Source organism: Anaerolineae bacterium (assembly GCA_016931895.1).
Taxonomy (GTDB): domain Bacteria; phylum Chloroflexota; class Anaerolineae; order 4572-78; family J111; genus JAFGNV01.
Genome location: JAFGDY010000174.1, coordinates 1 through 6,347, shown reverse-complemented (window position 1 = coordinate 6,347; position 6,347 = coordinate 1). Strand labels below are relative to the sequence as shown.

General features: G+C 47.4%; 5 protein-coding genes. All 5 read right to left on the bottom strand.

From position 1 onward, the window contains the following. Positions 1-243, bottom strand: a 243-nt coding sequence (locus JW953_13260) for an AbrB/MazE/SpoVT family DNA-binding domain-containing protein (protein MBN1993663.1), incomplete at its 3' end; no start/stop codon positions are given. 241 nt (positions 244-484) lie between these two features. After that, positions 485-1,492 (bottom strand): hypothetical protein, encoded by a 1,008-nt coding sequence (locus JW953_13255; protein MBN1993662.1) that lies wholly within the window; start codon positions 1,490-1,492, stop codon positions 485-487. Between the two features lie 209 nt (positions 1,493-1,701). Continuing rightward, on the bottom strand, positions 1,702-2,421 hold the full coding sequence (locus JW953_13250) for a hypothetical protein (protein ID MBN1993661.1): 720 nt from the start codon (positions 2,419-2,421) through the stop codon (positions 1,702-1,704). A 13-nt stretch (positions 2,422-2,434) separates the two neighbouring features. Next, positions 2,435-4,078, bottom strand: a complete 1,644-nt coding sequence (locus JW953_13245; protein ID MBN1993660.1) for a PQQ-binding-like beta-propeller repeat protein — start codon at positions 4,076-4,078, stop codon at positions 2,435-2,437. Positions 4,079-4,884: 806 nt separating this feature from the next. Further along, positions 4,885-6,150 (bottom strand): hypothetical protein, encoded by a 1,266-nt coding sequence (locus tag JW953_13240; protein ID MBN1993659.1) that lies wholly within the window; start codon positions 6,148-6,150, stop codon positions 4,885-4,887. Positions 6,151-6,347 lie beyond the last annotated feature (197 nt).

Here is a 6,347-nt window from a genome sequence, read left to right as displayed (position 1 = left end):
GGTCTGCCATGCTTCTCGCTCCTGTTGAAGATAGGCAGTCGTGTCCACACCTTCCCAGATTTCTTGATGAAGTCCGGCTAGATATTCTACGTAATTATGCGGTTGTGGACTGAGAACAATCAGCCTTTCTTGGATATCCACCAATAGTCGATCACCTGCCTGAATATTCAGTTGTTTCCGGGCGGCACTTGGTAGAGCGATTTGATAGCGATTACTGACCTTTACAGTTACACCTTCACTCATCGTGACCTCACAAAGCAAAATATATTATTTGCTTTGTATTTTAGCCCTATTTACCGAATCCATCAAATTTTGAAACAAAAATTTGAGCGAGAATATAGCGGAGATAAAAAACAAGCAACTAACGCTCGGCTTCAAGCGCCCGCCTGAAGCGTTCCAATCAAAAACAACTCACCCACGCAAGCCGACTCTCGTAAAAATGGGCCGCTGTTGGGGTCGCTTGCAAGCCGTTGTTAGGCGTGTTTCAAAATTCTATATCTCCCTTTACATCGAATGCGATCTCTGTATGAAAAGTGTACTCTTCAAAGATATGCCGTTCTACTTCCTGAAATTTAGAACTAGAAAAGAAAGTCGTTAACTGGTTTTTCCTTACTTTTTTGGTATTAAACGGTAGCGAATAATCATTGTGGTCATTAAGGGCAAGTTTGCCTTCATCAAAAACTAAACCACTATTACCAAAAATGACTTCTAATTGTCCTGCTTCATCATGGAAATAAACTTCATTAGTTTTTACTTTCAGGTATTTTGCAAATATCATCATGATTTTCGCTGGCCGGGTCTCTTGCCTGACCTGTTCAAATGAGGAATCCGCTATAGTTTCCCAAGGATACTCTAAAACTATTTTCCCAAACATAAAAAATTCTGCCAATAATAATAACATTTTGAGTGGGATGTAAACTTTACGATTTTCCTCCAAAATGGTTACTAAGAAAACTTCTCGAAACTTCGTTGAATATAAGGTATTCTTTAACGGTAATGTGACAAAATTCTTGTAAAAATCATCAGCAGTAACGGTTCTAAGTCTGCGCTCTGTATCAAGAACAATTAGATTTATGTGAGTTAAATCTTGTGCATACTCTTTGAACTTTTCATCTTTTAGGGCAATGACCTCAGCCACCATATTCGCATACTGTTCAGGACGGGGCAATTCCTGTAAAATAGCTAAGGCATCTCCTTTTGGCGTTCCATCAGCAGATGTTATTTGAATCTTATTCACTTTTAGCGTTACTTGATCCTCTTTATGCCGATAGGTATTCTGATTTATGATTTCGTTAACATAATTTGGTATATTTCTAATTCGTGCATTAGACTCAGAAAAGTAAAACTCTGTAACTTCCACCCCAAAATAAATATCAAAGTTGCTATTTCTTATTTTGAAATCAGGACGTTCTGAGCTAATAATCTCCGCCCAATCACTTTCCTCGTATACTAAGTTAAAAATATCTCGTTCACTTTTCTTCTTACTTATCATAGCAGTAAAATTACAATCTAAAATTAGTCTTATTCCAAAGCGCCTAACGCCGCGGCTTCAAGCGCCCGCCTGAAACCAAACTACCAGAACCAACTCACCCACGAAAAACTACACTCAAAAAAAACGCTGCTATCGGGGTCGCTTGCAAGCCGTTGTTAGCTGGCTGTTCTAGCGCAATGCCGATTGTAAATATCCCCCCACACAAAACCCTACAACCCTGTTTCCGGTAAGAATTGCGGCCATTGTGGCGGTGGGGTTGAGGTCGCTGGCGATTGAGATGGCTCAGGCGTGGCCCCGGCTGACGGCGGCGCAACAATTGTAGATGTACCCGTGGGCGATGGGGAAGGGAAAAAGGTGGGGGTGGGGGTAGGTGAAGGGGAAGTGATGGGCGTAGAGGAGGTTACAACCAATGTCTGCACCGTGCGAGTAAACCAGTACAAGCCCATCCCCGACCCTGCTGCCTCTGAAAAGAAAAAGAGCGCTTCATTGTCAATGGCTGCACCAGTCGGTAAACTGGTGATTTCTACCTCAAAGATCGTGGTGATCACGGTCGGATACGGCGGATTGGTGGGCCAGTACCACAGGATATAGCGATCAAGATAGACTCCCACGTTGGCCGTAGCTTGCAGGTTATCCCGCCAATCCGTATTGGCAGGAACGGTCGTCTGCATAAAGAAGATATTGGCCGGGTGACAAACGGTGGTCAGGGCCATGGTATAGGTGAGCCGATCGCCTACCTGCGCTACCGCTTTATCCACCTCAAATGCCGTTCGCGCCTGCTTGTAGAAGTGATATGGCGTCGGCGTGGGCAGCGGCGATTGAGACAGACCTTCTGCATTGGCCGGACACTCCAGCAGATCTTGTCCCACCACCCAAGCTATTGCCAACACCGACAACAGGACCACTAACCGCGCTTCGATTTTTGTCATTGAGCCAAGCCCTCTACCCTTGCTTGAAGATAATGGGCAAAAACATGCCGCCAGGGCCAACCCCACCACCTGAACCGGCAGCCACCGGCTGGTCAAACCAGCCAGCCGTCCCCGGGCCGGTGCGCAAGGCCCAACCCGCAGAGCCGGAAGCCGCGCTCACCCCACTGCCGGATGGGGCTGTGGTGAACAACAAAGCCCGGTCGGTCAATGCCGGGTAAGGGTTGGGCAGCCCGCTGCCCGGCAACGCCGGCCACTTCGCCAACAGTTTACCCCGCATAGAGAAAATGTGCCACGCCCACTGCCCTTCAACACCGGCCGCCAGCCAAATGTAGACGCGGGCCACAGTGGGATTGGTCTGCATCGATTGGCCGGCCGGCGGTTGCCATTCCCAGAGGGCCTGCCCATTCTCCGGCGACAGGGCGCGTAGATAAGCAGAGCCGGACGCCAGCAATTGCGGCGGGTCGGCGCTATAGGCCAACGCCGGTTGAGCCAGCAGGGGGTCGGTATCTATCAGCCAGGCCACCTGCTGTGAGGCCAGGTTCACCGCCGCCAACTTGGGGCCAGGGCAATTGAGGCCCACAAAAACCTGTTCCGGGCCAAGCACCGGTGGGGTGAGCGGTTCGCACGCGCTGCCCGCACTGGCGATAATGTCTGTTTTCCAGGCCAGCGCACCCGTTGCGCGGCTAAATACCGACAATGTGACCCCGGGCGCAAAGCCGGAGGCGGCGTACCGGCTTTGATGCGCCACGTAGAGATAGGTCTCGTCCAGGGCCGGGGTTTGGGGCAAGGAGGTATGCCAATTGGCAGCGTCACCAATCGGTTTCAGACCACCCCAGCCAACCGAGGGGCCGCTTTCAAGATTATACAGGTGATAGAGCGATAGATAATCCCTGGGCGGCAACACAAAACCGCCATCACGACCCACCATATACACGTGGTCATCCCGGCCCACCGGCTGAGTCAAAATAGAAAGCGACGGATACTGATACGCCCAATACACCCCATCTTGCAGACGATACCCGCTCACCAAACCCCACGTGGCCGGCACAACCAGCCGGTTGCCCACCAACGCGCCGTGGAAATTGTCACTCGAGCCGGTAAGGCCGCCCCACCAATATTGACCGTTGTCCAGCCGGTATACCTGAAGGATATTGTCCTTTTTGTAATACACCCGGCTTTCGTCGGCGGTCACATACAGGCTATCCGGACCGGCGGCCTGCCACAACGGCTCAACCGGCCCCAATGGCCCGGAACGACGGGCGGCACGGGTATTGCCTGGGTCACTGTGCGGCTGAGGCCAGTCGGCCTGGTCGGGTTCGGGCGGGCCATCAAGCCGGTAGGTCAGCGTATACACCTCTGTTTCCGGCGTGGTGATAGACAGGGTGAGGGTGGTCACATTGCCCGGCCTGACCTCGTCCACCACCTGGGCGGCCACGACCGGTTGAGTGACACCCACATTGTTGCTATCTACCCACCAGTAGGACAGGGTATAGCCGCTGTTGAGCGGCCAGCTATAGACGCCGGTATTTTGAATAACCACCGTATCGGTAAAAGTGGAGCCGGGCAATGGCTGGGGCGGCTGTTTTTGTTCCACCAACATGTTCCAGCGAAAGTCCGGGGTGAGGGTGGTCAGGTTGCCAGTTCCGTCATCTCGCACGACTTGGATACCGGTGTAGTAATGGACGAGGGTTTGGAGGTAGGAAGACCATTGGGGGAAATTAATCGGCGCAGTAGTATCTGTGAATACAGTTTTCCCCACTGCCCAACGAGATGAACCATTTTGCCCCAAACCAATCGTTGGTGTCAATGGTGGGCTAATAGGGTCAAGAACACTTTGCAAGTATTGAAAATCATTGGAATCAGTGCTGGTCTGTGTCTGAACACCTGCCTCTTTCCGAAATTGGGCATCAATTGCACCCTGGCTGTGTAATACTGGATTGATTATATCTTCCACTGCTTTAGCTTGGGGATGTGTCATATAAATGCCATTTGTTTGGCTAGTGGCGGTAATAGCTAAAGGGAAAAAAGCAGGAGTTCTGGTAATTGGAGGTGTCCAATCAAACCCTTGCATCTTATAGGCAGAAACACACCGGTACGTCTGTCCACTTACCTCTAATTGAGTATGATTTCTGGGATTTAAGACAAAAGTGCGTATGGCAACTGAACCGGTTTTATAGGCCTCAAGGCCAGACGCAGGATGCCACTCATATGGCAAACTATATTTGATAAAATCCCCCATTGTCCCGGAGTAATCTGGATTTGGGTTGGTTAAATCATTTAACTGGCAAATATCACCACTTACTCGTCTGACATATAGAGTAGTGCTGTCAAAAGAGCTTGGCCCTTGCGCCAAAACTATATCAGGTATATAAAACAGATGTATCCCAGCTAGAATTGTTATACTGACAAAAGTAATAAACAGGCACCGATATGAGATTATCATAACATCACCCTTTTAAACGTTTATCGCAATTCAACAACGTAGACTGATGTTTTAAGACCAAACTCAGAACTGGAATCTCTAATAAACGCCAATCGCCGACCATTTGGTGCCCATATTAGTGAGCTTTGAGTCACATTTTTTATTAACGGTTCTTGATATCTATAACCACTACTAGAATCAAAAAGGTAAATATCCACTGGTATATTTGTGCCCGTTGTTTTTGCGACGGACAAGGCCACAAAACGACTGTCTGGCGACCAAACTGGACTATACATACGCGGGTCAGTGAACTGATTCATATCGGCCTGTAATAAGACTTGGGTCTCGGTGGTTTGCAGATTAAGAATACCAAAAACTGGTGGAATATCATGAGTTACATAGGCCAACATTTGGCCTGATGAGGATAATGCTAACCAATCAAAAACGTTTTTTGTAAGTGCAGTTTTAGCTCGTTGATTGTTAATATCAATCCTGATTAAATTTCCTTGTAAATCTTGGATGGCAAATTCTGTATTTAAGTTAGCAATTTTATTTAATCCATTTGCTGAATTATTTAATTCTACTTCAATTGCTTTACCAGATGAGATATTAACCATTTTCAACCCTTGCTCGGTTGCAATGATTAAATCTTGATTTGAAAACCACTGATTAAAATAGCGCGATGAACTTCCAATGTCTTTTATCTCTTGTGTATTAAGGTTGTAGACGACAATATCATATAACTTTTTGTTAGGATTAATAATTGATATTGATAATCTTTGCCCATCAGGAGACCAGGTAGATGTTTGTCCACTAGACATAATCAATTTTTGGCTTTTAGTATTTAAATCAAATATCCAAATTTCTCCGCGTTCCCAAACACCATTAGGAACTTCCAAAAATTCATTCGAAAATTTAGTGTATGATAATTTTGAGCTATCCGGTGACCATGCGAGGCGAGCAAAGTACCCTCCGTTCAAAATTTCTAATTCCTTGGCAACTATTGGCATTGGTAATGGAGTAATTTCTGCTTCTACAGTCTTGGTTGGCATTAGAGGTAAGGTATCAATAGGTGTAAGTGTAGTTATTGGTTCAGCAATAGACGTTTCTGTCGCCGTTGTTGCCTTATCTGTCTCTGTCAGTGGCGGAGACACCGTAATTTCAGCAGTCGCCTCGGTAGTAGCCGCTTCTTGCGCTGAAGGGGAGGTATTGGATACCGAACGCAGTAAGACAATTAACCCCACTGTCAGCAAAACCAATACGACCAAAGAGCCAATTACATTCAACAAAGGTTTAAGAATTTTCATTGCCATAACTCCTGTCTTATTAAAATATCGTCAACCCAGCATAGTGCAAAAGGCGTCTCTGGTCAAATACGAGCCACCCAACGCTTGAAATCAGCGGATTGGCAAGGTTGGCAATGTTACGCCGCCGTAATGCACCTTTGCTGCCCCAATACGGTTGATCAAAAACCGGGCTTGCCAATTCCGCTGCATTGATTTGT

What these genes read in the sequence shown, in the direction of transcription:
- JW953_13240 (MBN1993659.1), bottom strand. Translation starts at nt 6,150, where the DNA reads ATGAAAATTCTTAAACCTTTGTTGAATGTAATTGGCTCTTTGGTCGTA.
- JW953_13250 (MBN1993661.1), bottom strand. Translation starts at nt 2,421, where the DNA reads ATGACAAAAATCGAAGCGCGGTTAGTGGTCCTGTTGTCGGTGTTGGCA.
- JW953_13255 (MBN1993662.1), bottom strand. Translation starts at nt 1,492, where the DNA reads ATGATAAGTAAGAAGAAAAGTGAACGAGATATTTTTAACTTAGTATAC.